This is a genomic window from uncultured Sulfitobacter sp. (assembly GCF_947502895.1).
In the GTDB taxonomy this organism is placed as follows: Bacteria; Pseudomonadota; Alphaproteobacteria; order Rhodobacterales; family Rhodobacteraceae; genus Sulfitobacter.
The window spans coordinates 182,148-208,261 of sequence record NZ_CANNBM010000003.1 but is presented as its reverse complement, the minus strand read 5'-3'; the positions used below and the strand labels follow the sequence as shown (position 1 = coordinate 208,261).

Genomic DNA, 26,114 nt, shown 5'->3' with positions numbered 1-26,114 from the left:
GCATGTTGAAGTGAGCCTTCGGGCTTGCGAGGTTTCTTGGGAGGGACACCATGACGACGCAGAAGATTTCACTGAATGACCGTTTTGACCTGACCAAAAGCCCTGTGCTGCTGAATGGCACGCAGGCGCTGGTGCGGGTGATGATGATGCAGGCTGCGCGGGACCGTGCGGCGGGGCTGAATACCGCAGGGCTGGTGACCGGTTACCGTGGGTCGCCGTTGGGTGCAGTCGACATGCAGATGAGCCGTGCGGAAAAGCAATTGGCTGAGCATAACGTGACCTTTCAGGCTGGTCTTAACGAAGACTTGGCCGCCACCGCGCTATGGGGCGCACAGCAGGCAGAGCTGCGCGGTGAAGGCAAATACGACGGTGTGTTCGGTCTGTGGTACGGCAAAGGGCCGGGTGTGGACCGCTCGGGCGACGTGATGCGGCATGCAAATATGGCGGGAAGCTCGAAACACGGTGGTGTTGTTATGGCGATGGGAGATGACCATACGGGCGAATCTTCGACTGTGCTGCACCAGTCGGATTTTGCGATGGTCGACGCCTATATGCCGGTGATGTCGCCTGCGGGGGTTCAAGAGATACTGGATTACTCGCTCTATGGTTGGGCGCTATCGCGGTACGCTGGTGTCTGGGTTGGTCTCAAGACGATGAAAGATACGGTAGAGGTGACTTCTGTCGTGGATGGCGACCCGCATCGCTTGTCATTTGTCACGCCTGATATCGTACTGCCCGAAGGTGGTTTGAATATCCGTTTGGTAGATGACCGCATCGAGCAAGAGGCGCGTTTGATTGACTACAAGCGCCAAGCGGCCGAAGCCTTTGCCAATGCCAATGGCATCGACAAACGGGTCTGGGGCAAGGCGGGAGCCAAGATCGGGTTTGTCGCGGCTGGCAAGAACTACCTTGATCTGATCCACGCGATGAGCCTTTTGAACATCGATGCCGCAGAGGCCGAGCGTTTGGGGGTCACTACTTATAAGGTCGGGCAAGTCTGGCCGCTGGACATGCGGGGCTTTAATGACTGGGCCGAGGGGCTGGACCTGATTATCGTTGTCGAGGAAAAGCGCAAGCTGATCGAAGTGCAGATCAAGGAAGCCCTTTTTGACAATCGCGCGGGCCGCCGCGTGATGGGCGGCACCAAAGACGGGGCCGAGTTTTTCTCGGCGCGCTGGGCGCTGGACCCTGTGGATATTGCTGAAAAGCTGGGCAATGTACTGTGTGAAGAGGGCCGCGGCACCGATGGCATCCGTGCAGGGTTGGCCGATCTGGCCGATGCGCGACGCGCGGACAATGCGCAAGAGCTGGCAGGCCGATTGCCGTATTTCTGTTCGGGTTGCCCGCATAATTCCTCTACTAAAGTGCCCGAGGGCAGCCGCGCCTATGCGGGTATCGGGTGTCACTTTATGGCGCAGTGGATGGACCGCGAAACCTTGGGCTTTACCCATATGGGCGGAGAGGGAGCCAACTGGATCGGAGAGGCACCGTTTTCCAACACACCGCATGTCTTCCAGAACATTGGCGATGGCACGTATAACCACTCGGGCGTGCAAGCCATTCGCGCGGCCATCGCGGCTGGCACGACGATGACCTACAAGATCTTGTTCAATGACGCGGTCGCCATGACGGGCGGCCAGCACAACGAGGGCGATCTGGACGCAGCGCGCATTGTGGCCGAGCTGCGCGCCATGGGGATCAAGAACCTTTGTGTGGTATACGACGAGAAAGAAGACATTGATTTCGCAGCGTTCAAGGGCATCGAGACCTATGAGCGGGCAGAGTTGCAGAATGTGCAGGAAAGGCTGGCCAAGACACAAGGCGTAAGCGCGATTGTCTATGTCCAGACCTGTGCTGCCGAAAAGCGCCGCCGCCGCAAGCGCGGGCTGTTCCCCGACCCGGACAAGCGGATGTTCATCAATACGGACGTCTGCGAGGGCTGCGGTGACTGCGGTGTGCAATCCAACTGTGTCTCCCTTGTGCCGGTCGAGACAGAACTGGGGCGCAAGCGCGCGATTGATCAGTCCTCGTGCAACAAGGATTTCTCTTGCGTGAACGGATTTTGCCCGTCTTTCGTCACGCTGGAAGGGGCAACCGTGCGCAAGGAAGCCACGACCGAAGTGGAAATCCCTGACCTGCCAACACCCGATCTGCCTGCGATCAATGGCACCTATAATGTAGTTATCACAGGTGTTGGCGGAACAGGTGTTGTGACCATCGGTGCCGTGCTGGCACAGGCCGCACAGATCGATGGCAAAGGCGCGGGCATGATGGAGATGGCGGGGCTGGCGCAAAAGGGCGGGGCTGTGAACATTCATTGCCGTCTGGCCGAGCGCCCGATGGATATCAGCGCCATTCGTGTGGCCACGGGCGAATGTGATGCCCTGATCGGCGGTGATCTGGTAACATCAGGTGGCAGCAAGACGCTGGGCCTGACTTCTGCGGGGCGCACGGGGGCGGTGGTCAACAGTCATCAGATCATCACAGGTGATTTCACCCGCGATACCGAGTTCAGGATGCCCTATGATCAGCTGGAACTGGCACTGGAGGCGCGGCTGAAGGACGATTTGTCGATGTTTGATGCCTCTGATCTCGCCAAGGCAACGTTGGGCGACAGTATTTATTCAAACATGATGATCTTTGGCGGCGCATGGCAGCGTGGTCTGATCCCGCTGACACTGGCGGCGATCACAGAGGCGATCCGCCTGAACGGCGCTGCGGTTGAACGGAACCTGCGCGCTTTTGAGATCGGGCGCTGGGCTGTGCTGTACCCTGCGCAGGCGCAGAGTGTGCTGACACCGAATGTGATCGAGTTGCCTAAAACGCTGGATGAAAAAATCGCTTATCGTCGTAATCATTTGGTCGCGTATCAGGGCAAGCGGTTGGCCAAACGCTATACCAAAATGCTTGACGGTATCTCTGATGCAGGTCTGCGCGAAGCTGTGGCCTTGGGCTATCATAAACTGCTGTCCTACAAGGACGAATACGAGGTTGCGCGCCTGCTTCTGAGCAGTCGTGAAAAGGCACAGGCTGAATTCGAGGGTGAATTCAAAATGTCCTTCAATCTTGCCCCGCCGATGCTGTCCAAGTTGGGGCCGAACGGCCGCCCCATGAAGCGGGAGTTTGGTCCGTGGCTGGAGCGGCCCCTGCGGATGATGGCACGGTTCAAACGCCTGCGTGGCACGCCACTGGACGTGTTTGGCTATACCGCCGAGCGCAAGATGGAGCGCGCGTTGATCAAACAATACGAGGCTGACCTGCGCGCCGTCTTGCCCAAACTCGATGAGCATACCCGCGATGCTGTTGTTGCACTGGCTGAACTACCCCTGCAAATTCGGGGCTTTGGCCCTGTAAAAGAGGCGAATGAAGCAAAGGCGGCCAAGCGGCGAGAGGAGTTGCTCAGCATTATTGGGGCCGGCGGGGCGCCGGTTGCTAAAGCTGCCGAGTAGTGGTGTCATAAACCTGTAACGTATCACCCGCATTTCTGTGCCTAGAAAAGGAGCATGTGATGTCGATGATCCGGCGGCCATCGTCGGCCCGTGATTTAAGCTATGCGTGGTCTGCCCAGACCCGCAGCGGACGGGCTGTCATTCGTCTCATGGAAAACGCAACCGGACGGATGCGTCTCATACGGCGCGCGCGCGGATACGAGGATGATCTCGCTGCAGGCCACAGCTTTTTCGATGTGATGGCCGCGCGCTATGGTCTTTCGTTGGTTGTGGCGGGTGGCAGCCTTGCGGATATCCCGCGTAAGGGACCGCTTATTGTGATCGCGAACCATCCCTACGGCATACTCGACGGGCTGATGATGGGGCATGTTCTTGGCCGTACACGGCCTGATTTCAGGATCATGGCCAATTCGGTGTTCACCGCAGTACCGCAACTGCAGAGCAATCTGTTGCCCATCAGCTTTGAGCCGGACAAGGCGGCTTTGGCGCTAAACCTGCGGACGCGGGCGCGCGCGCTGGAGTATTTGGGGCAGGGCGGTGCGATTGGTATCTTTCCTGGGGGCACTGTCAGCACGGCGGCGCGTCCCTTTGCGCGGCCAATGGACCCTGCGTGGCGCAGCTTTACTGCACGGATGGTCACAAAGTCAGATGCTGTTGTGCTGCCGATCTATTTTGAGGGCCATACCAGCCGAATGTTTCAAATAGCCAGCCATTTGCATGCGACGCTGCGGATGGGATTGCTGATCAAGGAGTTCCGCAAGCGGGTCGATACCCCCGTGCGCGTTGTCATCGGTACACCGATCGGGCGTGATGTACTGGCGCCGATGGGCGGGGATGCAAAAGCCATGATGGATTTCCTGCGCAAAGCCACGTATGAGCTTGCACCAGAGCCGCACAAGTCTTTTGATGCGGGATATGAATTTGAGGATCGGCGTCGCAGCCGATAGAGCGCGCATATGGCGGTAGGTATTTTTGATAGTGGTCTGGGCGGGCTGACGATACTGGACGCGGTTCAGGCGCGGCTGCCTGATCAGCAATTCATATATTTGGCCGACAGCGCCAACGCACCCTACGGCGTGCGGACGGCTGATGATATTTATGATTTGACGGTCGCTGCCACCCAACGTCTGTTTGATGCGGGCTGTGATCTGGTCATCCTTGCGTGCAATACCGCGTCGGCGGCGGCGCTGCGCCGTATGCAAGAAGGTTGGGTGCCGCAGGACAAACGTGTACTGGGTGTCTTTGTACCGTTGATTGAGGCGCTGACCGAGCGGCAGTGGGGGGACAATTCACCACCGCGCGAAGTGGCCACGCAGCACGTTGCGCTTTTTGCCACACCTGCAACTGTGGCGACCCGCGCGTTTCAGCGCGAATTGGCATTCAGGGCCATCGGTGTGGATGTCGAGGCGCAGGCCTGTGGTGGTGTTGTCGATGCGATCGAAGAGGGTGACATGATTCTGGCCGAAGCGTTGGTGCGCAGCCACGTGGATGCGTTGCGCCGCAAGATGCCAGAACCGCAGGCGGCAATTCTGGGCTGTACCCATTATCCGTTGCTCAAAGATACGTTTCAGGATGCGCTGGGCGCGAATGTTTCAGTGTTTAGTCAGGCCGATTTAGTGGCTGAAAGCCTTGCGGATTATCTGCTGCGCCACCCTGACAAATCAGGCACAGGCGATGCCGCGTTTCTGACAACGGGTGACCCCGCCCGCGTGAGCGATCGCGCCACACAGTTTTTGCGACGACCCTTGCGATTTACCGCAGCCTGACGCTGCCCGAATTTAACGCAAAACACGACTTTCAGGACGACATACATGACCTATAATATCGCAATTCTGGGCGCTTCCGGCTATACGGGCGCAGAGCTGATCCGGCTGATCGCGGGCCATTCTTTCATGACGATCAAGGCCTTGGGGGGCAATTCCAAGGCGGGGCAAAGCATGGCTTCGGTTTTTCCGCATTTGCGGCATCTTGATCTGCCCGATCTTGTCACAATGGACGAGATTGACTTTGGTGGCATTGATCTGTGTTTTTGTGCGTTGCCGCACAAAACTTCTCAGGAGGTAATCTCGCAGCTGCCGAAGGATCTAAAAATCGTTGATCTGTCTGCAGATTTCCGGCTGCGCGATCCCGAAGACTATGCGCGTTGGTACGGCAATACCCATACAGCGTTGGAGCAGCAGGCGGAGGCTGTTTACGGGTTGACCGAGTTTTACCGCGACGAGATTGCAGGTGCGCGGCTGGTCGCAGGGACGGGGTGCAATGCTGCCACTGGGCAGTTTGCGTTACGGCCGTTGATCGGATCGGGCCTGATTGATCTGGACGATATCATCCTCGATCTGAAATGCGCTGTCTCGGGTGCAGGCCGCGCGTTGAAGGAAAATCTGCTACATGCGGAGCTGTCAGAGGGGTATCACGCCTACGCCTTGGGCGGGACGCACCGGCATTTGGGCGAGTTTGATCAAGAGTTCAGTGCGCTTGCAGGTCGGCCCGTCATGGTGCAGTTCACCCCGCATCTGGTGCCCGCCAACCGTGGTATCCTTGCCACTGTTTACGTGAAGGGTGAGGCGCAAGCTATTTATAATAAACTGAAATCTACATACTCTGCCGAGCCATTCATCGAGGTGTTGCCCTTTGGCGAGGCACCTTCAACCCGCCATATCCGCGGCTCGAATTTCTGCCATATCGGGGTGAGTGCGGACCGGATTGAGGGGCGGGCCATAATCGTGGCGGCGTTGGACAATCTTACCAAAGGATCGTCTGGCCAAGCGTTGCAAAATGCCAATCTGATGTTAGGTATTGCAGAGACAGAGGGCCTGATGATGGCACCTCTTTTCCCGTAACAAAGGGTCTGAATCCGATGAAGAGCCTGAAAAAACAGCGTCGTATCCAGTTGATCGCTATGGCGGTTGTGGCTTTGATCGGCTCAACAGCCCTGATCGGTTATGCCATGCGCGACGGGATCAATTTTTTCCGCGCGCCCAGTCAGGTGGTTGTTGATCCGCCGCAGGCCAGTGAAGTGTTTCGTATCGGTGGCTTGGTAGAGGAAGGCACGTTGATGCGCGGTCAGGGAGAGCGGATCAGCTTTTCCGTGACGGACGGCGGGGCAAGTGTCCCGGTGGTCTACACGGGCGTTTTGCCGGACCTGTTTGGCGAAAACGAAGGCATGGTGGGCACGGGGTCTTTGGTGAACGGTGTGTTTGAAGCTACTGAAATCCTTGCCAGACATGACGAAACCTACATGCCAAAAGAGGTCGTCGATGCCCTCAAAGCTCAAGGCGTATATCAAGACCCCGAAGGCTGACACCGTACGCCGAGGTTAGGCGGAGTTAACCAATTTAAGGCCTGATTTCCCCACATTGCGAGGGGAGCAGCCATGCACAGTGTCAGACAGATTGCTGAAGAGATCGTCGCCCGCGAGGGCGGCTATGTAAATGATCCCGATGATCCAGGTGGCGCCACCAATTTTGGCGTAACGATCCATACCATGCGCCGCCTTGGCCTTGATCTGGACCATGACGGCAGCATTACGCCTGCGGACGTGCGCCGCTTGACCCGGGCACAGGCTATCGGAATTTTTCTGGAGCATTATTTCAACCGCCCTCTGATTGCGGAGCTTCCTCAGCCGCTACAAGCGAGCGTGTTTGACATGTATGTGAACGCAGGTGGAAATGCGGTGAAAATCCTGCAACGTCTGATGGTCGAGATGGGGTACGAGGTGTCCGTCGATGGCGCGCTGGGGCCTCAGAGCATTGCAGCCGTGCGCGCAGCCTACAATGCCTCGCCCGATCATCTGGTAGATGCCTACGGGATCGCGCGGCGCAACTATTATTTTCGCATCGCAGACAGACGGAGCGCCAGCCGAAAATTTGCACGCACACGTGCAGGGGGCAAGGGCGGCTGGATCAAACGCGCGGAAGAGTTCATTGCACCCCAATACCACCTCACCACCAGCCAATTCAAAGCGAGGACAGCAAAATGGGTTTGATCGAACGTCTTTTTGGTGTCGTATTCGGCGCGGACCGGAATGTGTTGCGTGAGACAGTGGAAGTGTTCCGTGAGAATGCCGAGACAGGGGCCGCCCGCGGTGCTGTCGTGCAAGAGCAGGCAATGTCGCAATACGGGCAGGAGTTTGCAGCACCCGCCAAGGGCGGCTTTGACCGTTTTATGGACGGTGTAAACCGCCTGCCGAGGCCTGCTTTGGCTTTGGGCACATTGGGCCTGTTTGTTGCGGCAATGGTAGAACCGCTCTGGTTCGCGCAACGGATGCAGGGGATCGCCTTGGTACCAGAGCCGTTATGGTGGCTTTTGGGGGTGATTGTATCGTTCTATTTTGGGGCGCGGCATCAAGTAAAATCCCAGGATTTTCAACGCAGCATCGTTGATACGATTCGCCATGTCCCAAAAGTAGTGGAGAATATCGCTGCCCTGCAAAAGCTGCGTAGCGATTCTATCGGAGCTGCGGATGCGGGCACGGATGCCCGCTTGGCGGCGCAAGCGATCAAAGCCGACGAGAATGCGGCCTTGCGCGCATGGCAGGCAACACAATAGCGTAGGCTGCGGCTGTTTGACCCTGCGATTGATGTTGGAACAGGCAGCCGCGGCGCGTATATTCGATGTATGATTACAGAACTCGGACATTTCGCCCTTCTGCTTGCCTTTGGTGTCGCAGTTATTCAGATGATTGTACCTATGGTCGGCGCGGCCAAAGGCTGGCCCGGTTGGATGGCTGTGGCCGAGCCTGCGGCGACGGTTCAGTTCTTACTGGTCGCGGCATCCTTCGGGGCGCTGACGTGGGCGTTTGTTACTTCGGATTTTAGCCTTTCGGTGGTGGTTGCAAACAGCCATTCAATGAAACCGATGATTTATAAAATCAGTGGCACGTGGGGCAATCACGAAGGTTCGATGCTGTTGTGGGTGCTGATTGTGGCGTTGTTTGGCGCAACGGCCGCGTGGTTCGGCGCACAGCTGCCAACCAGTTTGCGGGCGCGGGTGTTGGCTGTACAGGCCTCCATCGGGGTCGCGTTCATGGCGTTTATCCTGCTGACCTCCAACCCGTTTGAGCGGATGATGGTGCCACCATTTGATGGTCAGGACCTGAACCCGCTGCTGCAGGACCCCGGTTTGGCTTTTCACCCGCCATTTTTGTATCTTGGGTATGTCGGTTTGAGCATGGCGTTCAGCTTTGCCGTGGCTGCCTTGATCGAAGGGCGCGTTGATGCGGCTTGGGGCCGTTGGGTACGTCCGTGGACGTTGGCTGCATGGGTTTTTCTGACGATCGGTATCGCGCTCGGCTCGTGGTGGGCATATTACGAGTTGGGTTGGGGTGGTTTCTGGTTCTGGGATCCGGTTGAAAACGCCAGCTTTATGCCATGGCTTTTGGCGGCTGCGCTGTTGCACTCTGCCATTGTTGTGGAGAAGCGTGAGGCGCTAAAAAGTTGGACCATCCTGCTGGCTATCCTCGCCTTTGGCTTTTCACTTATCGGTACGTTTATCGTGCGGTCGGGGCTGCTGACATCTGTCCATGCCTTCGCGAACGACCCGGATCGTGGTGTTTTTATCCTGGCGATCATGGCTTTCTTCATGGGGGGCGCGCTGATCCTGTTTACCCTGCGTGCAGGTGCTATGGAGGCAAAAGGCGTCTTTGGTCTTGCTTCGCGCGAAAGCGCGCTGGTGGTGAACAACCTGCTGCTTGCCGTGTCGTGTTTTGTAGTCTTCGTGGGTACCATGTGGCCGCTGCTGGCAGAGATGTTCTTTGACCGTAAGCTGAGCGTCGGTCCGCCCTTCTTTGATGCTGCGTTTACTCCGTTCATGGTGCTGCTCGGCTTGGCATTGCCTATAGGGTCCTCCATGCCTTGGAAGCGGGCCTATCTTGGTCGCGCTCTCTATCCACTGCGCTATGCATTTATCGCCTCTGTGGCGGTTGGCGGGCTTGTCTGGTCGATGCAGACGGGGCGCAGTCTGATCGGTCCTGTTGGGATGTTCCTTGGCGCTTGGGTGCTGATGGGCGTGGTGATTGATCTTGCACAGCGTACCGGCCGCGGGCCGAACCGCTTGCGCCGCTTGTTCCGCCTGCCGGGTGCCGATTGGGGCAAGGCCACGGCCCATGCAGGGCTGGCTGTGACCATGATGGGCGTTGCTGGCATTTATGCGTGGACAGTCGAGGATATTCGCGTGGCACAGATCGACGTGCCATTCGATGTTCACGGTTATGAACTAACCCTGCGCAGTGTAACCAATGGTAATGGTCCGAACTATGTTGCGACCACAGCCGTGATTGATGTGAAACAGGACGGCGAATTTATCGGTACGCTATCCCCTGAGAAACGCTTTTACCCTGTCGCGCAAATGCCAACAACGGAGGCTGCCATAGACCAAAACTGGCGGCGCGATTTGTACCTTGTTATCGGCGACGAGCAGGAGAACGGGGGCTGGGCTGTCCGCACCTATATCAAAGTGATGACAAGCTGGATCTGGGTTGGCTGTACCCTGATGGCTCTTGGTGGAATTTTCAGCCTGCTGGATCGTCGTTTCCGTGTCGCAGCCGGTGCGCGCAAGACACGCGAAACGGTGCCTGCAGAATGAAGCGTTTTGCCCTGCTCCTCATGCTGTTGGCGACGCCGCTCGCAGCGGTAGAACCTGACGAAGTGCTGTCTGACCCTGTGCTGGAGCAACGCGCTCTTGAGTTGTCCAAAGGTCTGCGCTGCCCTGTTTGCCAAAGCGAAAGCATCGACGAGAGCAATGCGCCGATTTCCAAAGATCTGCGGTTGCTGGTTCGTGAAAGGCTGGTTGACGGTGACACAGACCAACAGGCGCTTGACTACATCGTTGCGCGCTATGGCGAATTTGTATTGCTGAAACCCACACTTTCAGGTGCGAATTGGGTTTTGTGGGCCGCAGGGCCGCTGATGCTGTTGATTGCGGGCTTTGTAGGCCTTGCTTATGTACGCGGGCGCAGCCGTGCCGCAGCCCCCCAAGACGGCATTCTGAGCGATGAGGAAGCGGCGAAACTCAGAGACATCCTGAACAAATGACGTCCCGTTGGACTGGCAGGTGCGTCTGCTTGTGGTAATGTCGTGCGAACAGTAAAAATGAAGAGGGCGCCATGGACTACCAGACAATCACTTATGAACTGAGCGATGGCATGGCTCTGATCACAATGAATAGGGCAGACAAGTATAACGCGCTTACCACCCAGATGCGGGCCGAGATTGAACACGCATTTACGACGGGCGGGCGTGAGGCCCGTGTTGTGGTGATAACCGGTGCGGGCAAGGCCTTTTGCTCGGGGCAGGATCTTGGCGACCGTGCTGCAAGCTCGATCGATCTGGAGCGGACGCTGCGCGATGAGTATGCGCCAATGCTGCGCGCTATTACGCAATGCCCTGTGCCTACAATTGCGGCCGTAAACGGCCCCGCAGCGGGGGCAGGTGCAAATCTGGCCTTGGCCGCTGACGTTGTTTTTGCAACCGAGAGCGCCTATTTCCTGCAGGCTTTCACCCGCATAGGTCTGATCCCTGACGCGGGCGGTACCTATACACTGCCCCGCCAAATGGGCATGGCCAAAGCGATGGGTGCTGCCCTGTTTGCTGATAAGATCAGCGCCCGTCAGGCCGATGATTGGGGCATGATCTGGGAAGCTGTCGCAGATCATGAATTCTATAACCATTGGCGCGCCAAAGCGGCCCATCTGGCCGCTGGTCCTACTGCAGCCTATGCAGCTGTAAAGACCGTTCTGCGCGAAAGCTGGAACAACGCCTACGAAGAGCAGTTAACGCTGGAAGCTCAAGAACAGGGGAAATGCGGCAAGACCCGTGATTTCAAAGAAGGCGTTTTGGCCTTTACCGAAAAGCGCGCCGCAGACTTCGAAGGCCGGTAGGCTTGTTGTTTTGCGATTAAAAAGGCCCGCTGCATTTACCGTGCAGCGGGCCTTTTTGGTTTAGGTTCATTTGGGATGTCAGGAATGAACGCTTCGCTCAACCAGTAAAACATCCGATACACTGGGCGCTTTGCCGGTGGTTCGTGCCACCACCGCAACTGCGATGCCGTTGGCCAGTACCGTATGGACCGAGCCCGAGACCTGCTTGATTGTGATTTCGGGTGGTGTTTCGCCTTTGTCATAGACAACAGCGATGTGATCGGTTTCGCCGCGTGCATCTGGTACAAGCGCGCCTTTGGGGCCTCTTTCGCATTCTGCTTTCAGTGGCATCAGGCTTTTGGCTTGGGACCACTGGTAGTGTTGAGGCATGTCTGGTGTCGTATCTGCCATGGTATGCTCCTGCTGGGCTGGGATCGCGTGGGGGGAAGGGGCGGATCAGGTGAGTAACCCGCCCCAGCAGCCGTCAGGTTTAGGCAGTTGCAGGGTTCGGATCGAACAGAGACTGTGCTGTGTTCTGTGCGACAAGTGTAATGTCCGCCGCCGTGAGAGAAGCGCCAGCGCCCTCGACACGTGCAAGAACAGTATCGCCCATCTGTACGATGGCATCTTCGCCGTCGATAACAACATTGATGTCTGCGTCAGCCGCCGTGTCATCAACGATCACGGTGATCGCGTCATCGTCGCCGTTATAGTCGATGATGCGGGTTTCTGTTTCGCCTTCGCGCAGTTCGGTCTGCTCGGACATAATGTGGAACGTGTCATCGCCCACACCACCGCCGACCCAATCGCCGGAGCCGATGATGATATCATCGTCACCTGTGCCGCCACGCAGCGTGTTACCGAGGCTGTCGTCACGCATCTCGATGCCGCCGTTGATATCCTCAAGCGAGCCGCCGTCGCGCAGGGCTGTCAGCTCTTCGAGGTTGAGTGGAACGCCTTCGATGATACCGCCAAAGATCACGTCGTCGCCGTCGTTTCCTTCGACAACGTCACCGCCGCGGCCGCCCAATACCGTGTCGTTGCCTTCGTCGCCGCGCACGGTGTCAAAGCCGTAGTCGCCCGATACGAAATCATCGCCGCCTTGGCCCTCGATCAGGTCATGGCCTGTGTTGCCGGTGACAACATCGTCGCCTTCGCCCGAGCACAGCATGTCGTCGCCGTCTTGGCCTTGCAGAACGTCTTCGCCCTCACGGCCGAAAATCGTATCGTCGCCTGCGCGACCGTTCATAATATCATCGCCGGCCTGACCGTCGATAAAGTCATCACCGGTTTCGCCTTCAAAGCGATCATCGGCTTCCGTGCCGATCTGATCTGTTGTTTCATCATCGTCGGAGCCGCCATCAACAGCGAACCCAAGGACAGCAAGTGGCACAGCCAGTGCGAGTAACATCAACATAGCAATCATCCCTTATGCGTGGTTGTTGGGTACGACTATGCAGGGTTGCCCCAACCGGTCAAGCGAAGGGGGGGGATTGTGCACCTGCCCGAAACAATGCCTTAATTTGGCCCCTTTTTCGGAAATTCTGCCTCAATTCGTGACACGTGATTGGCTACAATCCGCGCATATCGTCGGGATTACATGTGGGCCAGAATCACCCGGTAGTGAAAATGGCGCAGTGATTCGGAGCAGCGAAGCCATATAATGCAATGTGTTATGCGCTTTGGTGCATATCCACATGTCTTTATACAGGATCAGCAGGGTATTCGCGCTGCGCCATAGCCAAGCGCGCAAGAAACAAGCCAGCCAAATTGCCGCCACAATCTTGCCCATTTCTGGCGGGCACAAAAAAAGCCCCCGCACGCGATTTGCGCACGGAGGCTGATAGCTGCCGCAGAGTGCGTTAGCGTTTTTCGATATCGGTGTAGGCGCGCACATCCTCGCCCTGATAAAGCTGGCGCGGACGGCCAATTTTCAGCTGTGGGTCATTGAGCTGTTCTTTCCACTGGGAAATCCAGCCAACGGTCCGTGCCAGCGCAAAGATCGGTGTGAACATTGAAGTGGGAAAGCCCATCGCTTCAAGAATGATGCCAGAGTAGAAATCCACATTCGGGAAGAGTTTCTTCTCAGCGAAATACGGATCTTCCAACGCCTGTTTTTCCAGCTCTTTGGCAACCTGTAGGATCGGGTTGTTTTCGACACCCATCAGTTCCAGCACTTCGTCAGCGGATTGTTTCATCACCGTGGCGCGTGGATCAAAGTTTTTGTAAACGCGGTGGCCGAAACCCATCAGGCGGAACGGATCGTCCTTGTCCTTGGCGCGGGCGATAAATTCGGGGATGCGGTCAGGCGTACCGATCTCTTTGAGCATTTCCAGACAGGCCTGGTTTGCACCACCGTGCGCAGGGCCCCAAAGGCAGGCAATACCAGCCGCAATACAGGCAAACGGGTTCGCGCCAGAAGAGGACGCCAATCGCACGGTCGAGGTGGAGGCGTTCTGCTCGTGATCTGCATGTAGGGTAAAAATGCGGTCCATCGCGCGGCTGAGGATCGGATCAACGACATAGTCCTCGGCAGGTACGGCAAAACACATACGCAGGAAGTTTGACGCATAGTCCAGATCATTGCGTGGATACACGAAAGGCTGACCGATGGTGTATTTATAGGCCATCGCAGCAATGGTCGGCATTTTGGCGATCAGACGGATCGAGGCGACCTCACGCTGCCACTCATCATTGATATCCGTCGAGTCGTGGTAGAACGCCGACATCGCGCCAACCACGCCGACCATAACGGCCATCGGGTGCGCATCACGGCGAAAGCCACGGAAAAAGTTCATCATCTGCTCGTGCAGCATGGTGTGGTTTGTCACGCGGTGCTCGAAATCTTCCAATTCCGCGGGGGAGGGCAGTTCACCATAAAGCAGCAGATAACAGACTTCGAGATAATGGGATTTCTCTGCCAGCTCGCCGATAGGATAGCCACGGTGTGTCAGGATACCCTCGTCGCCGTCGATAAAGGTGATTGTGCTGTCGCAAGACGCGGTCGAGGTAAACCCGGGATCATAGGTGAACACACCCGCTTGGCCATAGAGCTTGCGGATGTCGATAACATCAGGGCCCGAGGTCGGTGAAAACATCGGAAGCTCGATTGTTTTATCTCCAACAGTGAGCGTCGCTGATTTGGTACTCTCGGCCATGAATGTCCCCTTCTAGGTTGGCTGCGGGTGCTTTGCGCCCCGGGTCTGTACGGGCCGTTGCCCGCACATCCTTGTCTCTCTTAACTAGTACATCCTTAATGACAGATTTACGTCTGTCTCAGGATGCTGCATCGGTCAGGCGGGCCATCGTTTCCTCACGGCCAAGCACCAGCATCATATCGAAAACCGAAGGTGTCACGGCGCGCCCTGCAAGGGCTGCGCGCAGCGGCCCTGCCAGCTTGCCGAATTTGGTATCATGCGCGGCAGCAAAACCGTTCAGAACCTCTTCGAGCGTTTCACGGTCCCAGCTAACATCTTGCAGCTGCGGCGTCAATTCAGTCAGTATACCACGGGATACCGTATCGAGATGCTTTGCGGCTTTATCATCAACCTCCAGAGGGCGGGATGTTAGGATAAAGTGACCTTTTTCAATGAGTTCCGGAAGTGTTTTCGCGCGTTCTTTCAGGCAGTACATCGCCCGCTCAAAACCCTCTGACTGTTGTGACGTTAGGGCGGGTTGACCCGCAGCGGCCAGATAGCTCTCTGTCTCGTGCCGCAATGCGGCATCATCAGCGACCGCGATATGCTGGCCACAGATATTCTCCAGTTTCTTAAGGTCAAACTGAGCAGGGCTTTTGCGGATACCGTCGATGTCGAACCACTCTTTCGCTTGTTCATCAGTGAAAAATTCGTCGTCTCCGTGGCTCCACCCCAGACGGGCCAGATAGTTGCGCATGCCAGCGGCGGGATAGCCCATGGCCTGATACTCCTGCGCGCCCAATGCGCCATGGCGCTTGCTGAGCTTTTTGCCGTCGCTGCCGTGGATCAGCGGGATATGGGACCAGACAGGAACGTCCCAGCCCATGCCGTGGTAGATCATCATCTGACGCGCGGCGTTGTTGAGATGATCGTCACCGCGAATAACATGGGTCACGCCCATATCGTGGTCATCCACCACCACCGCCAGCATATAAACGGGTGAGCCGTCCGAGCGGAGCAAGATCATGTCGTCCAACTGGGCATTATCAATCGTAACATCACCCTGAACGGTATCGTGGATCACGGTTTGTCCACTGTCAGGTGCCTTGATCCGGATCACAAATGGCGCGTCAGGATGGCTGGTAGGGTCCGCGTCACGCCATGGCGATCGGTAGAGCGTGCTACGCCCTTCGGCGCGGGCGGCCTCACGGAATGCTTCGATTTCCTCTTGGGTGGCGAAACATTTGAAAGCGGCACCTTTGGCGAGCAATTCATGCGCTACTTCAGCGTGGCGCGGGGCCATTTCATGCTGGCTGACCACTTCGCCGTCATGGTCCAACCCCAGCCATGCCATACCTTGCAGAATCGCGGCCGTCGCCTCGGGGGTGGAGCGGGCGCGGTCTGTATCCTCGATCCGCAGCAAAAATTTGCCGCCCCGACCACGAGCATAGAGCCAATTGAACAATGCTGTGCGCGCACCCCCGATGTGCAGGAAACCCGTAGGCGAGGGGGCGAAGCGGGTGACGATGTCAGAGCACATAAAAAGTCCTTTCGGGGGCGAGATGGCAAGGTGCGGGCGTTAACACTTCGGTCACGTTTACCATTTGGTAACCACCAGCAGCCTATGGTTTGGCACTATCTATCCAGTGCAGCGAACGGGGGCAAGCAATGGGCGCAGGCGTTGCCTTTGCGGAAATGATCCGCGCGCAGCGTGGCGCGCTGTTTGGCTGGGTGCCTGTATGTCTTGCCGCTGGCATCGGATGGTATTTTCATCTTGCTTGGGAGCCTTCGGCGCTTGTGCTGGGATTGATCGCAGGGGGCGCGTTACTCTGCGCTCTTCTTGCCAGAGCATTGCCAGAATCCCTGCGGCCCTTTGCCGTTGCAATCGTCTTGGTTGCGGCAGGATTTCTTCTGGCATCCGCGCGGGCCCATTCTGTAGCGGGGCCTGTGCTGGACTTTCGCTATTACGGAGCGGTAGAGGGACGGATCGTTGCCATTGATCGCAGTCAGTCCGACGCACTACGCCTCACGCTGGACCGTGTAAAACTGGACCGCGTGCCGCCGTCACGCACACCACACCGCGTACGCCTGTCGCTGCATGGGGACCGCAGTGTTGATATTGCCGCCGAACCAGGGCTGCGGGTGATGATCACGGGCCATCTCTCCGCGCCTTCTGGCCCGGTTGAGCCGGGAGGTTTTGATTTCCAACGTCACGCTTGGTTTGTCCGTCTTGGCGCCGTCGGCTATGCCCGTACACCGCTGATGGGCGTGTCCGAACCTGATGGCGGTTTAGGCGTGTTTCGTATTCGCATGGCCGCATCCGAGCGGATTCAAGAGGTATTGCGTGGAGACATTGGCGGGTTTTCGGCGGCGATCACCACTGGCGACCGGTCCGCCATCAGCCAAGCGGCACTGGATAATCTGCGCGCAAGCAATCTGGCGCATCTGCTGGCGATTTCAGGACTGCATATGGGTCTTATGTCCGGAGTGGTGTTCGCCGCGCTCAGGCTGGCCTTTGCGCTGGTGCCGCCGCTGGTGCTGCGGGTACCTGCACGCAGCATTGCAGCTGCGGGCGCGCTGGTTGCGGCGGCGGGGTATCTGGCGCTGTCTGGTGGCAATGTGGCCACCCAACGGGCATTTGTCATGGTCGCAGTGGCGCTTTGTGCATTGATGATCGGGCGGCGCGCGATCAGCCTGCGCGGTGTGGCCATTGCGGCCACCATTGTGCTGGTCATGCGGCCCGAAGCATTGATGGGGCCAGGCTTTCAGATGTCGTTTGCAGCGACCACGGCGCTGGTGGCGGTCTTTGGCTGGATCAGGGACGGGCAGGTGCCTATGGGCCCGAACTGGTTGAAGCCTGTCAGTGCTGTGGTGATTTCTTCTGCGGTCGCCGGCTTTGCAACAGCACCAGTGGCTGCCGCACACTTCAACGCGATCGCACAATACGGGCTGCTGGCCAATCTGGCCTCGGTGCCGTTGATGGGCGTGCTTGTTATTCCTGCGGCGGTGGTCGCGGTGGTCCTTGCCCCAATAGGGCTGGAGTTTGTCGGCCTGTGGGGGATGAGCCTTGGGGTGCGCTGGATTCTGACAGTTGCTGATTTCATAGCCCATCTGCCCCAAGCGCGAACATACGTCGTAGGGCCGGGCGGATGGGTGCTGCCGCTTCTGGCACTGGGGTTTATCATGCTCATCCTATGGCGGGGCCCATTGCGCTGGGGCGGGGCGGTGGCCATGGCAGCATCCTTTGTAATTTGGTCTGGTACAACAAGACCGGATGTATTGATCTCTGATACGGGAACGCTGGTGGGTGTTATGACAGACGAAGGGCGCGCTCTAAGCAAACAGCGTGGCGCCGGATTTGCTGCGCGCAACTGGCTGGAGAACGACGGGGACGGAAATGACCAGTATTTAGCAGGCGCCCTCTGGTCGCCTGAGGGCCGAGTTATCCATTTGTCCGGCAAACGCGCTGCGGCGGCTTTTGATGGCTGTGAGAAGGGTCAGATTGTCGTCAGCTCGGTTGTGCTTGAGCATGAAAAATGGCCCTGTGCTGTCCATGACCCTGATAGCCTGCGCCAAACGGGGGCGTTGGCCTACTGGCAGGAAGGCAGCGGACGCGTCAAGCTGGTGACGGCGCGCGACGCCACGGGGGACAGGCTGTGGACCCATTGGCCCAAGGCAGATCCGCCGCGCGATGACAAAAGGCAAGCGCAGCGGACCAAGAATTGACGCAGTTCAGTAAGAGCGGATCAGCCCGACGAGGCGGCCTTGCACCTTGACCTGATCTGCTGGAAAAACGCGTGTTTCATAGGCCGGATTTGCCGCCTCAAGTGCGATGGCAGCACCTTTGCGTTTGAACCGCTTCAGCGTTGCTTCATGGTCTTCGACCAAGGCCACAACGATATCACCGTCATCGGCCACGCTTGTTTCACGGATCACAACAACATCACCGTCATTGATGCCAGCCTCGATCATCGAGTCGCCTTTGACCTCCAGCGCGTAATGCGCACCCGCACCCGACAGCATTGCATTCGGCACAGTCACCCCGTGCGAGCGTTGATTGATCGCCTCAATCGGCACACCAGCGGCAATTTTTCCCATAACGGGCAGTTCGGTCGCTTCGATCGTGGTGACGGGCAGGGCCGCGGCGGGCGGAGGCGCATCAGGCAGATCGCCATCAATCACGCGCGGTGAAAACCCAGCACCTGTCATGCTATCGGGCAGTTTGACCACTTCGATGGCGCGGGCGCGATGGGCAAGGCGGCGGATAAAGCCGCGCTCCTCCAATGCGGTGATCAGGCGGTGGATGCCAGATTTGGAGCGCAGATCAAGCGCTTCTTTCATCTCGTCAAAGCTGGGCGGCACACCGTCGCGCTGCACCCGCTTGTGGATAAATGCCAAGAGGTCGAGTTGTTTTTTGGTCAGCACTGAACGGTCCTCATCCCTGTTTATCTCATTTTGTTCTAGGGACGTTCTTGTTTTGTGTCAACCTGTTCAGATATCGATAATCTCGACAGTATCGCCCGCGTTCCGTGCTGGATCATTCGGAGGACGTACCAGAAGTGCATCTGCAGTGGCCAGAACCGTTAAAAGAGAGCTGTCTTGCCGTTGCTCTGGCATCGCGGTGCCATCTTTGATCACGGCGCGCATATAGTGTTCGCGCGGCCCGTTTGCAGGCATGTCCCGACCAAGGGCGATTACGCGGCGTGGCGCAGCAAAGCGCCCAAGTCCCAACATGGCGCGGATCATTGGCGCGACAAAGACCGTTCCACACACCATGGCCGATACAGGGTTGCCAGGCAGCCCGATCATTGCAGCCCCGCCCAATGTGCCAGCCATCAGGGGTTTTCCCGGCCGCATCGCCACTTTGTAGAATGACTGATCCATGCCCATGGCGGCAGCGACAGGGGCGACCAGATCATGATCGCCAACAGATGCACCGCCAATTGTGACGATCAAGTCAGCATCATGGGAAAGCTCGAAGCTGCGTCGCAGGGAGGCTTCTGTATCGCCCGCGATAGGCATCATTCGCGCAGTTGCGCCCAAGGCTTCTACCTGGGCAGCAAGGCCATAGGTGTTGGAGGCGATAATCTGGTCGGGGCCTGGCACTTCGCCTGGCTGGACCAATTCATCCCCTGTAGCGAGGATTGCAACAACAGGTTTGCGGTACACTGCGACCTGCGCGACGTTCATGGAGGCAAGTAAGGCGATGTCTGCAGGCCGCAAGCGGCGTGGCGCAGACAGAGTGCTGCCTTCGGAAAAATCACCGCCAGCGGGCCGGATGTTGTCCTTGTCGCCGATGGAATGGCCCAGTGTAATCAGATCACCGCGCCGTGTAACATCTTCTTGGATCACAACAAAGTCCGCACCCGCGGGAACGGGCGCACCTGTGAAAATGCGTACTGCCTGACCTGCATGCAAATCGCCCTGATAGCGGTGTCCTGCTGCTGCTTCGCCAACAACCTTGAACATCGCATCAGGCTCGACTTCGGCGCGGCACAGGGCGTATCCATCCATAGAAGAGGCGGCGAAGGGCGGCTGGGTGCGCTGTGCGATGGCATTGGTGGCCAATACGCGGCCAGCGGCGGCGCGCAGGGGCACCTGCTCAATCTCCAGTGGTCGGGTCAGTGCAAACAGATGCGCCAGCGCGTCGGCGACGGGTATCAAGGCGCGGTGTGGCGGCCTGATTTACCGCCATCCTTAAGAGTGACCCGCAGGCCGCAGATTTCCATCGTTTTATCGACTGCCTTGCTCATGTCATATACGGTAAGTGCTGCTACGGACGCGGCGGTCAACGCCTCCATCTCGACACCTGTCTGGCCCGTGGTTTTCACCGTTGCGGTTATGCGGATACCGGGCAGATCGGCATCGGGTACCAGATCAACCGATACGGAAGTGATCGGCAAAGGGTGACATAAGGGGATCAGATCAGACGTCTTTTTTGCAGCCATGATACCAGCAAGCCGCGCCACACCTAGGACATCGCCCTTTTTTGCGCGACCTTCAGTAATAATATCAAAGGTTTCCCGCATCATCTTGATGTGATTTTCGGCTGTTGCAATACGCGACGTCACGGCCTTTTCCGAGACATCAACCATATGCGCATGACCGTCACCGTCGAAATGGGTCAGGGCCATTACATGCCTCCCGCGCGGAGGGGATTGGCCAGCAGGTTCCGCGTGGCGGCGGCCACGTCTTCCTGCCGCATCAGGCTTTCGCCGATCAGGAAACTACGCGCACCATAACGGGCCATATCGGCTAGGTCTTCGGGCGTATTGAGCCCGCTTTCACATACAATCATCCGCTCACCTGGAATGTGTTTGGACAGGGTGCGGGTGACATCCAGCGATGTCTCGAAGGTGTTGAGATTTCGGTTGTTGATGCCGATCATGCGGGATTTCAGCTGCAGTGCGCGCTCAAGCTCTTCGGCGCTATGGGTCTCAATGAGCGCGTCCATGCCGTAATGTGTTGCGGCATCCTCCAGCTCGGCTGCTTGCGCATCCGAGACAGAGGCCATGATGATAAGAATACAGTCGGCCCCCATGCTGCGGGCCTCGGCAACTTGGTAAATGTCGTACATGAAATCCTTGCGCAAAACGGGAAGATCACAGGCGGCGCGCGCATCAACCAGAAACTCTTTTGCGCCCTGAAAGCTGGGCGTGTCGGTCAGCACTGACAGACAGGTGGCCCCGCCAGCGGCATAGGCCTCGGCCAATGCTGCGGGCTGGAAGTCTTCGCGGATCAACCCTTTGGACGGGCTGGCCTTTTTGATCTCTGCGATCAGGCCGTAGTTTTCAATAGAGGCGGTAAGCAAGGCATCGGCAAATGGGCGCACAGGCGGCGCTGCTGCGGCGGCTGCCTCAACGTCGGCAAGTGGCATTGCGGCTTTGTCGGCGGCAATTTCTTCCAGTTTATATGCTTTGATTTTGTCTAGGATTGTATGTGTCATGGCCCCTCCGGATCGCCCCAGTTTATGGACGCATGGCCTGTGCTACGCAACCACGCATTGGTGCGGCTAAAGGGTTTTGAGCCGTGAAACGGTTCAAAGTTTGCGCCTGTTTTCTTCCAGCCCAAGGGTGAGGGGTGGGAGGACTGTAGTTTGAAGTTCACGGTGCCATCTACCGATTGTGCTGCTTTGTGGGCATCGCCCCCCCACAAAAGATAGGCGCGGGGGCGATCGCTAAGCCGTGCAATGATCTGGTCGGTCAGGATCTTCCAGCCGAGGCTGCGGTGGCCACCTGCTTTGCCTTCGGGCACGGTGAGCGCTAGGCAGTTGAACAATAGCACCCCCTTGTCTGTCCAGTCGGCAAGGCTGGTGCTGCGGCGTTGCACGCCCAGATCGCTGTGCAACTCGCCCAGAATATTGTCGAGACTGTCGCGGCGTGCGCTTTTTGCGTAGTCATCAGGAATAGAAAAGGCGATGCCTTCGGCCTTGCCGGGTTGCGGGTAAGGATCTTGGCCGAATATCACCACGTTCACGTCGTCAGGCTGGGTCCGCTGGAGGGCAGCAAACACATGGGCGGCGGGTGGCAGAATGGCGCGTGTTTCCTGCGCCAGTTTAGCCTCAATCTGGGGCAAGACGGTGGTGAAGAACGGCAGATCGCGCCACGCGCCAAGATGGCTCAGGTCGAACATCAGCCGTCTTGTGTAATACGCGCAACGGCCGAGATTTTATCCCGCGCAGCACCAGAATCGATGCTGGCGCGTGCCATCTCAACCCCTGACTTGAGATCGGGCGCCGCATCGGCAATCACCAAGGCCGCTGCAGAATTCAGTAGAACGGCATCGCGATAGGCCGATTGTGAGCCATCCAGCAAGGCGTTGAACGCCACTGCGTTTTCTTCGGGCGTACCACCCACGATAGCCTCGAAGGGATGCACAGGCAGGCCTGCGTCCTCGGGGTGTATCTCGATATCGTCGATCCGGCCATCTTTGCCCAGTGCGCTGACCCAGCTTACGCCAGTTATCGTCAGCTCGTCCGTGCCGTCTGACCCATGGACAAGCCACGCCACATCCGAGCCGAGGAGTTTGAGCGTTTCAGCCATCGGGCGCGTAAGTTCGCGCATATACGTCCCTGTAAGCTGGCGTTTGACGCCAGCTGGATTGGTGAGGGGGCCAAGGATGTTGAAGATGGTCCGCGTGCCCAGCTCTGACCTTGTCGGCATCACATGCGCAATGGCAGGGTGATGCATGGGGGCCATCATAAAGCCGATGCCAGCCTCACTAAGCGCTTTTTCCACCACGGGCGCACCGACCATCGTGTTTAAGCCCATTTGCGTCAGCGCATCCGCCGCCCCTGACTTGGAGCTAAGATTTCGATTGCCGTGTTTGGCCACCACGACACCAGCCCCCGCCACCACAAAGGCCGTCGCAGTCGAGATATTCAGCGTGCCTTTGCCGTCACCTCCAGTGCCTACAATGTCCATAGCGCCCTCGGGCGCGCGCACCTTGTTGCATTTCGCCCGCATCACGGCGGCGGCGGCGGCGTATTCGTCCACGGTTTCGCCCCGCGTGCGCAGCGCCATCAGCAATCCGCCAATCTGGCTGGGGGTCGCTTCGCCCTCAAACAGAATGCTAAAGGCCTCTTCGGCCTGTGCACGGGTAAGGGGGCCGTTTGCGGCCGCATCAATCAGGGGTTTGAGAAGATCGCTCATGCAGGCTCTTTCACCTCTTTGAGAAAATTGTCGAGCAGGGCATGGCCGTGTTCGGACCGGATGGATTCGGGGTGAAATTGTACACCGTGGATGGGCAGGCTGCGGTGTTGCAGACCCATGATAGTGCCGTCTTCCAGCTGGGCTGTCACGTCGAGGCAGTCGGGCAGGCTGGCCCGCTCAACAATCAAGGAGTGATAGCGCGTGGCGGCAAAGGGCGAGGGCAGCCCTGCAAACAGGCCGCGCCCCGAGTGCTGCATCTGACCCAGCTTGCCATGCACAATATCATCTGCGCGTACGACACGCCCGCCAAAGGCCTCGCCAATTGTCTGGTGGCCCAGACATACACCCAACAGCGGAATGCCCGCATCCGCAGCGGCATGGGTCAGCGCGAGGCAGATGCCCGCTTGGGCAGGGTCACACGGGCCAGGGGACAAAACAATGCCCGAGGGCCGCATCGCCATTGCATCTTGCACACTCAGCGTATCGTTGCGTCGTATTTCCATCTGCGCGCCTAAAGCACCCAGATAATGCACTAGATTATAGGTAAAGCTGTCATAGTTATCGATCAACAAGAGCATCTTGGGCAAACTTCGTATTAGGACTAGAGAAGGCGCACGCGCAGGGTGTATAGATAGTCTGTGTAGATGGTCAGGCTTGGGCGCAATCGTCAAGGGGCTGGCCGCTGCACAAATAATATACGAGGCGCACAGGATGCGGCATGGGAACTGGCGTTAAAGAGCCGGAGCAAGCCGTTGGCAGGACAACAAACGAGGGTGCAGCAGGCATGGCACGTGGCATATTGAGCGGAATTGGTTTGGGTGCGGCGTTCAGCGTGGGCGTGGCGGGGGTCGTCTCGATTCTTGTCCCGATAGAGCCTCAGCGCGCGCCCGAAACGGGGCAGGTCGCAGGTGCTTTGGCTCCTTCTGTGGCCCCTGCGCAACCGTCCGCTCCGGCTGCCAGCGCCACCTTGACCAACCCCCAAGGTAGCGTTGTTGCACAGCCGCAAGTGACGTTACGGGCGCCTGCTGGCGAAGAATTGCCGAAAGAACCTGCCGCGGCGGCCCGCGCGCCGCAAGTGGGCACAGATGTGGGCAACACAGATGCGGCGCCCGCTGTTACCTCGACGCCCGTCACGTCGCCGCCAGTTGAAACAGCAGCTCTTGCGCCCAGACCCTCGCCGCTTGCGCCTGTGGCGCAGGGCGAGGCCGTGCCGCAAGTGCCAAGACCCTTGCCACAGCCTCAGACGGGCACTGCGGGCGATTTGACGACGCCGCGGCCGCTGCCAGAAGGCGTGGCTGTAAGGGTAGAAGATGACGCGCCTGTTTTGCCCAATCCGCAGGCGCTTGCACCTATGATCCCTGATGACAGCCTTGACGGCGCTGTCGCCGAGCAGTCGGCACTACCGCCCCCACCTCCTGCCGAGGGTGAAGAGATATTCGTGGTTGTGCCAAGCGCGCCGGAAACAGAGCAGGCCCCGCAACAAGCGCAAGCGCCAGAACAGCAGGCCGACGCCCAGACCCCGATACAAACGGAGCCGCAGCCTGATGCACAAACACAGGCGCAGGCAGAAACGCAAAGCAGTGCCGAGCCCGACAGCAGCGTCCAGACAGCACCTGTCGTGACTGCCCCAGCGCCAAGACCGCGCGTTTTGCCCGCGCCAAATGCGCAAAGCACGACAATTGCGACCATAGGAACCAGCAGCCGACCACGGATAGGCACACCTGCAAATACGCTTGTGAGCAGCACACCCGCTGCAGGGCAGGAGAGCGCAGAAGCACCCGTTCAGCTGCGTGTGGACGTAGACGATGCCTCGCCACTCGTTCGCTATGGACAGCCTTTCGAGAACCCTGAAGACAAGCCGCTGATGAGCATTGTTCTGATGGACACGGGCGTTGACCTTGATGCAGCGGCAATCGGTCTACCTGCACTGACCAGCTTTCCGTATCCCGTCAGCTTTGCTGTTGATGTGCGTCTGCTGGACGCCGCCGAACGGATGGAGCGATACCGCGCCGAAGGTTTCGATGTGCTGGCAATGGTTGATTTGCCCAGCGGTGCGCGCCCCTCGGATGCCGAAGTCTCGCTCAGCGTGGCGCTCAACGGCTTGCCCGAGGTTGTCGGCATTTTGGAAGGGACGGGCGAGGGGCTGCAAGGCTCCCGCGAGGTGGCCGATCAGGTCACGGGTATCCTGAAAGCCAGCGGACATGGTTTGGTCACACAGAGCAAAGGCCTGAACTCGATGCCTAAACTGGCGGTCAAGGAAGGTGTACCAGCCGCGCCCGTGTTCCGTGATTTTGACAGTCAGGGCCAGCAGGCCCGTGTCATCCGCCGTTTTCTGGATCAGGCCGCGTTCAAGGCGGGTCAGGAAGGTGGCGTGATTATGCTGGGCCGTTTGCGCCCTGAAACGATCGAGGCGCTGCTGGTCTGGGGTCTGGCTGACCGTGCAGGTTCGGTTGCACTTGCGCCGGTGTCAGCCGTATTGCTTGATCAGCGATAATCAAGCGCTGCGTGGCAAAGCAAAGACACCCAGCAGCGCAAGTGTGAAGGCAAGCCCCGATGTGATCGTTCGGGTGATGTTCCAGATCTGCCAGTCGGGCGAATAGGCCAGCCAGATGTCACGCGCTTCGGCGATATCCTGGGGGACGTCCAGCGCGCCCAATGCCTCGTTCATGGGGACGTTCACAGCTATCGTCAGCACCATACCGAAGGCGAAGTAGACAACACCACCTGCGCCAAACAGCGCGGCACTGCGCCGTATATTCTGTGACCATAGAAGTGCGGCGGTGATAAGCAGCGCAAGGGGGGTGCCAAAGAAGGCCGGCGCAAAAACCGCGTTGCGCACAGAGGCGTTCATTGCTTGCATCGCGGCGATGGCAACGCGGGGGTCTGCCGCATCCAGCCCCCACATGGTCGAACAGACCCATGCATAGAAAAAACCAAAAATAGCTGCGCTGAGCAGCAGTGAGAATATCATCATCGCTTTCGTGAAATATGTGGGCATGCGGTGGCTCCAATCCGTACATGT

General features: G+C 58.2%; 24 protein-coding genes. 12 read left to right on the top strand and 12 right to left on the bottom strand.

Going from position 1 to position 26,114, the window contains the following annotated elements:
- The first annotated feature begins 50 nt into the window (after window positions 1-50).
- The 10 genes from Q0903_RS14045 (at window position 51) to Q0903_RS14000 (ending at window position 11,325) form a co-directional block, all read left to right on the top strand.
- Window positions 51-3,449 carry an indolepyruvate ferredoxin oxidoreductase family protein gene (locus Q0903_RS14045; protein ID WP_299416465.1) on the top strand — a complete coding sequence of 1,133 codons (3,399 nt, stop codon included), beginning with the start codon at window positions 51-53 and terminating at the stop codon, window positions 3,447-3,449.
- Window positions 3,450-3,508: 59 nt separating this feature from the next.
- Window positions 3,509-4,396 carry a lysophospholipid acyltransferase family protein gene (locus Q0903_RS14040; RefSeq protein ID WP_299416463.1) on the top strand — a complete coding sequence of 296 codons (888 nt, stop codon included), beginning with the start codon at window positions 3,509-3,511 and terminating at the stop codon, window positions 4,394-4,396.
- A gap of 9 nt (window positions 4,397-4,405) precedes the next feature.
- Window positions 4,406-5,215, top strand: a complete 810-nt coding sequence (locus Q0903_RS14035; protein WP_299416460.1) for an aspartate/glutamate racemase family protein — start codon at window positions 4,406-4,408, stop codon at window positions 5,213-5,215.
- Window positions 5,216-5,260: 45 nt separating this feature from the next.
- A complete protein-coding gene (gene argC / locus Q0903_RS14030) occupies window positions 5,261-6,289 on the top strand; it encodes an N-acetyl-gamma-glutamyl-phosphate reductase (RefSeq protein WP_299416458.1) in 1,029 nt (342 codons plus the stop codon).
- Between the two features lie 17 nt (window positions 6,290-6,306).
- Entirely contained in the window at window positions 6,307-6,750 is a 444-nt protein-coding gene (gene ccmE, locus Q0903_RS14025; protein WP_299023681.1) for a cytochrome c maturation protein CcmE, read from the top strand.
- Window positions 6,751-6,822: 72 nt separating this feature from the next.
- Window positions 6,823-7,434, top strand: coding sequence for a holin-associated N-acetylmuramidase (locus tag Q0903_RS14020; RefSeq protein WP_299416455.1), 612 nt, complete (start codon window positions 6,823-6,825; stop codon window positions 7,432-7,434).
- Window positions 7,425-7,997: a holin family protein gene (locus Q0903_RS14015; RefSeq protein WP_299416452.1), complete on the top strand. Its 573-nt coding sequence runs from the start codon at window positions 7,425-7,427 to the stop codon at window positions 7,995-7,997. The genes Q0903_RS14020 and Q0903_RS14015 overlap by 10 nt, the downstream gene beginning before the upstream one ends.
- 69 nt (window positions 7,998-8,066) lie before the next feature.
- Window positions 8,067-10,031: a heme lyase CcmF/NrfE family subunit gene (locus Q0903_RS14010; RefSeq protein ID WP_299416451.1), complete on the top strand. Its 1,965-nt coding sequence runs from the start codon at window positions 8,067-8,069 to the stop codon at window positions 10,029-10,031.
- Window positions 10,028-10,480 carry a cytochrome c-type biogenesis protein gene (locus tag Q0903_RS14005; RefSeq protein WP_299023674.1) on the top strand — a complete coding sequence of 151 codons (453 nt, stop codon included), beginning with the start codon at window positions 10,028-10,030 and terminating at the stop codon, window positions 10,478-10,480. The genes Q0903_RS14010 and Q0903_RS14005 overlap by 4 nt, the downstream gene beginning before the upstream one ends.
- A gap of 71 nt (window positions 10,481-10,551) precedes the next feature.
- Window positions 10,552-11,325, top strand: coding sequence for an enoyl-CoA hydratase-related protein (locus Q0903_RS14000; RefSeq protein ID WP_299023672.1), 774 nt, complete (start codon window positions 10,552-10,554; stop codon window positions 11,323-11,325).
- Between the two features lie 78 nt (window positions 11,326-11,403).
- Here the strand turns inward: Q0903_RS14000 and Q0903_RS13995 are convergent, their stop codons facing one another.
- From Q0903_RS13995 to gltX, 4 genes are all read right to left on the bottom strand, one after another.
- A complete protein-coding gene (locus tag Q0903_RS13995; RefSeq protein WP_299023670.1) occupies window positions 11,404-11,715 on the bottom strand; it encodes a hypothetical protein in 312 nt (103 codons plus the stop codon).
- A gap of 79 nt (window positions 11,716-11,794) precedes the next feature.
- Entirely contained in the window at window positions 11,795-12,721 is a 927-nt protein-coding gene (locus Q0903_RS13990) for a calcium-binding protein (RefSeq protein WP_299023669.1), read from the bottom strand.
- A gap of 445 nt (window positions 12,722-13,166) precedes the next feature.
- Window positions 13,167-14,462 (bottom strand): citrate synthase, encoded by a 1,296-nt coding sequence (locus Q0903_RS13985; protein ID WP_299023667.1) that lies wholly within the window; start codon window positions 14,460-14,462, stop codon window positions 13,167-13,169.
- A gap of 118 nt (window positions 14,463-14,580) precedes the next feature.
- Entirely contained in the window at window positions 14,581-15,981 is a 1,401-nt protein-coding gene (gene gltX / locus Q0903_RS13980; RefSeq protein ID WP_299416446.1) for a glutamate--tRNA ligase, read from the bottom strand.
- A gap of 128 nt (window positions 15,982-16,109) precedes the next feature.
- Here gltX and Q0903_RS13975 point away from each other — a divergent pair, with 128 nt between their 5' ends.
- Window positions 16,110-18,167, top strand: a complete 2,058-nt coding sequence (locus Q0903_RS13975) for a ComEC/Rec2 family competence protein (RefSeq protein WP_299416788.1) — start codon at window positions 16,110-16,112, stop codon at window positions 18,165-18,167.
- Window positions 18,168-18,173: 6 nt separating this feature from the next.
- Here the strand turns inward: Q0903_RS13975 and lexA are convergent, their stop codons facing one another.
- From lexA to Q0903_RS13940, 7 genes are all read right to left on the bottom strand, one after another.
- Complete coding sequence (gene lexA, locus Q0903_RS13970) at window positions 18,174-18,866, bottom strand: transcriptional repressor LexA (protein ID WP_299023661.1); 693 nt, start codon at window positions 18,864-18,866, stop codon at window positions 18,174-18,176.
- A 66-nt stretch (window positions 18,867-18,932) separates the two neighbouring features.
- Complete coding sequence (gene glp / locus Q0903_RS13965) at window positions 18,933-20,105, bottom strand: gephyrin-like molybdotransferase Glp (RefSeq protein WP_299416443.1); 1,173 nt, start codon at window positions 20,103-20,105, stop codon at window positions 18,933-18,935.
- Entirely contained in the window at window positions 20,102-20,575 is a 474-nt protein-coding gene (gene moaC / locus Q0903_RS13960; protein WP_299416441.1) for a cyclic pyranopterin monophosphate synthase MoaC, read from the bottom strand. Before moaC ends, glp begins: the two co-directional genes overlap by 4 nt.
- A complete protein-coding gene (gene trpC, locus Q0903_RS13955) occupies window positions 20,575-21,387 on the bottom strand; it encodes an indole-3-glycerol phosphate synthase TrpC (protein WP_299416438.1) in 813 nt (270 codons plus the stop codon). Before trpC ends, moaC begins: the two co-directional genes overlap by 1 nt.
- On the bottom strand, window positions 21,384-22,073 hold the full coding sequence (locus Q0903_RS13950) for a uracil-DNA glycosylase (protein ID WP_299416435.1): 690 nt from the start codon (window positions 22,071-22,073) through the stop codon (window positions 21,384-21,386). Before Q0903_RS13950 ends, trpC begins: the two co-directional genes overlap by 4 nt.
- On the bottom strand, window positions 22,073-23,092 hold the full coding sequence (gene trpD / locus Q0903_RS13945; RefSeq protein ID WP_299023655.1) for an anthranilate phosphoribosyltransferase: 1,020 nt from the start codon (window positions 23,090-23,092) through the stop codon (window positions 22,073-22,075). Before trpD ends, Q0903_RS13950 begins: the two co-directional genes overlap by 1 nt.
- Window positions 23,089-23,670 carry an aminodeoxychorismate/anthranilate synthase component II gene (locus tag Q0903_RS13940; RefSeq protein ID WP_299027577.1) on the bottom strand — a complete coding sequence of 194 codons (582 nt, stop codon included), beginning with the start codon at window positions 23,668-23,670 and terminating at the stop codon, window positions 23,089-23,091. The genes trpD and Q0903_RS13940 overlap by 4 nt, the downstream gene beginning before the upstream one ends.
- A gap of 140 nt (window positions 23,671-23,810) precedes the next feature.
- Here Q0903_RS13940 and Q0903_RS13935 point away from each other — a divergent pair, with 140 nt between their 5' ends.
- Window positions 23,811-25,586 (top strand): divergent polysaccharide deacetylase family protein, encoded by a 1,776-nt coding sequence (locus Q0903_RS13935; protein WP_299416431.1) that lies wholly within the window; start codon window positions 23,811-23,813, stop codon window positions 25,584-25,586.
- Here the strand turns inward: Q0903_RS13935 and Q0903_RS13930 are convergent, their stop codons facing one another.
- The gene (locus tag Q0903_RS13930; RefSeq protein WP_299416428.1) at window positions 25,587-26,090 is read right to left on the bottom strand and encodes an anthrone oxygenase family protein; all 504 of its coding nucleotides are present in this window, start codon (window positions 26,088-26,090) and stop codon (window positions 25,587-25,589) included.
- Window positions 26,091-26,114: the final 24 nt, after the last annotated feature.

Bases quoted from the DNA above. Each gene is read 5' to 3' on its own strand.
- Q0903_RS14045 (WP_299416465.1), top strand. From the start codon at position 51: ATGACGACGCAGAAGATTTCACTGAATGACCGTTTTGACCTGACCAAA.
- Q0903_RS14040 (WP_299416463.1), top strand. From the start codon at position 3,509: ATGTCGATGATCCGGCGGCCATCGTCGGCCCGTGATTTAAGCTATGCG.
- Q0903_RS14035 (WP_299416460.1), top strand. From the start codon at position 4,406: ATGGCGGTAGGTATTTTTGATAGTGGTCTGGGCGGGCTGACGATACTG.
- argC (WP_299416458.1), top strand. From the start codon at position 5,261: ATGACCTATAATATCGCAATTCTGGGCGCTTCCGGCTATACGGGCGCA.
- ccmE (WP_299023681.1), top strand. From the start codon at position 6,307: ATGAAGAGCCTGAAAAAACAGCGTCGTATCCAGTTGATCGCTATGGCG.
- Q0903_RS14020 (WP_299416455.1), top strand. From the start codon at position 6,823: ATGCACAGTGTCAGACAGATTGCTGAAGAGATCGTCGCCCGCGAGGGC.
- Q0903_RS14015 (WP_299416452.1), top strand. From the start codon at position 7,425: ATGGGTTTGATCGAACGTCTTTTTGGTGTCGTATTCGGCGCGGACCGG.
- Q0903_RS14010 (WP_299416451.1), top strand. From the start codon at position 8,067: ATGATTACAGAACTCGGACATTTCGCCCTTCTGCTTGCCTTTGGTGTC.
- Q0903_RS14005 (WP_299023674.1), top strand. From the start codon at position 10,028: ATGAAGCGTTTTGCCCTGCTCCTCATGCTGTTGGCGACGCCGCTCGCA.
- Q0903_RS14000 (WP_299023672.1), top strand. From the start codon at position 10,552: ATGGACTACCAGACAATCACTTATGAACTGAGCGATGGCATGGCTCTG.
- Q0903_RS13995 (WP_299023670.1), bottom strand. From the start codon at position 11,715: ATGGCAGATACGACACCAGACATGCCTCAACACTACCAGTGGTCCCAA.
- Q0903_RS13990 (WP_299023669.1), bottom strand. From the start codon at position 12,721: ATGTTGATGTTACTCGCACTGGCTGTGCCACTTGCTGTCCTTGGGTTC.
- Q0903_RS13985 (WP_299023667.1), bottom strand. From the start codon at position 14,462: ATGGCCGAGAGTACCAAATCAGCGACGCTCACTGTTGGAGATAAAACA.
- gltX (WP_299416446.1), bottom strand. From the start codon at position 15,981: ATGTGCTCTGACATCGTCACCCGCTTCGCCCCCTCGCCTACGGGTTTC.
- Q0903_RS13975 (WP_299416788.1), top strand. From the start codon at position 16,110: ATGGGCGCAGGCGTTGCCTTTGCGGAAATGATCCGCGCGCAGCGTGGC.
- moaC (WP_299416441.1), bottom strand. From the start codon at position 20,575: ATGGCCCTGACCCATTTCGACGGTGACGGTCATGCGCATATGGTTGAT.
- trpC (WP_299416438.1), bottom strand. From the start codon at position 21,387: ATGACACATACAATCCTAGACAAAATCAAAGCATATAAACTGGAAGAA.
- Q0903_RS13950 (WP_299416435.1), bottom strand. From the start codon at position 22,073: ATGTTCGACCTGAGCCATCTTGGCGCGTGGCGCGATCTGCCGTTCTTC.
- trpD (WP_299023655.1), bottom strand. From the start codon at position 23,092: ATGAGCGATCTTCTCAAACCCCTGATTGATGCGGCCGCAAACGGCCCC.
- Q0903_RS13940 (WP_299027577.1), bottom strand. From the start codon at position 23,670: ATGCTCTTGTTGATCGATAACTATGACAGCTTTACCTATAATCTAGTG.
- Q0903_RS13935 (WP_299416431.1), top strand. From the start codon at position 23,811: ATGGGAACTGGCGTTAAAGAGCCGGAGCAAGCCGTTGGCAGGACAACA.
- Q0903_RS13930 (WP_299416428.1), bottom strand. From the start codon at position 26,090: ATGCCCACATATTTCACGAAAGCGATGATGATATTCTCACTGCTGCTC.